Below are 811 nucleotides of genomic sequence, written 5' to 3' on the forward strand. Positions count from 1 at the left end.
GTATGCGGAGATTTCAAAGCTGCTTGATAAAATCCGCTCTGTTGGAATGGGTGGGATCAGCGCGGATGACGATCTGGCCGTGGAAAAGCTGACAAAAAAGCTGGAGGGGCTGGAGTCCCTGCAGGCCACCATGAAGGCGGTCAATGCGTATTTTCGGAAACACAAAACGCTGGACGGCTGCCCGGAGCTTACGCCGGAGCAGGCAGAAAAGCTCAAGGCAGATATGGCGCAGTCATGGCACTTGGACAAAAGTAAGCCATACCCCGCCTATCTGCTTTCCAACAACAACGCCAACATCCGCCGTGTGCGCCAGCGCATTGAGGAACTGAGCAGCCGCTCCGAGTTTGCAGGCTGGACATTCCCCGGAGGCGAGGCAAAAATCAACGAGGCTGAAAATCGTTTGCAGCTTATTTTTGAGGAAAAGCCCGATGCCAATCAGCGGCAGGAACTGAAAAGCAACGGCTTTAAGTGGGCTCCCAGCCAAGGGGCATGGCAACGGCAGCTTAACCAGAACGCCATCCGTGCTGCGGCCCGGATAGACTTTCTGCGGCCCGAGGACGGTACAAGCCCCTATCAGCTCCAGCCGTTTGTGAAAAGAGAAAACAAAGAAATGTCTCGATGATGGGAGGTGTACTATGGACAAAAATCAAGGCTACGCCATTTTGAAGGCGGTCATGCTGGAAAATGGACGAGGATTTGCATTGGGCGAACATCCCACCGCGCCATCCCGCTATGTCACATGGGCCTGCTATGATGACAAGGACGGCCAGCGGCAGTATGAATGGGGTCACTATGGAAATGACCGCACCGC

At 54.5% G+C, this 811-nt stretch carries 1 protein-coding gene; it reads left to right on the forward strand.

Annotation, left to right across the window (positions count from 1 at the left end; translation table 11 throughout):
* Positions 1–622, forward strand: a 622-nt coding sequence (locus H8Z83_RS19265; RefSeq protein WP_494546123.1) for a DUF8626 domain-containing protein, incomplete at its 5' end; no start/stop codon positions are given.
* Between the last annotated feature and the right edge of the window lie 189 nt (positions 623–811).

Source organism: Dysosmobacter segnis (assembly GCF_014297285.1).
Taxonomy (GTDB): domain Bacteria; phylum Bacillota; class Clostridia; order Oscillospirales; family Oscillospiraceae; genus Oscillibacter; species Oscillibacter segnis.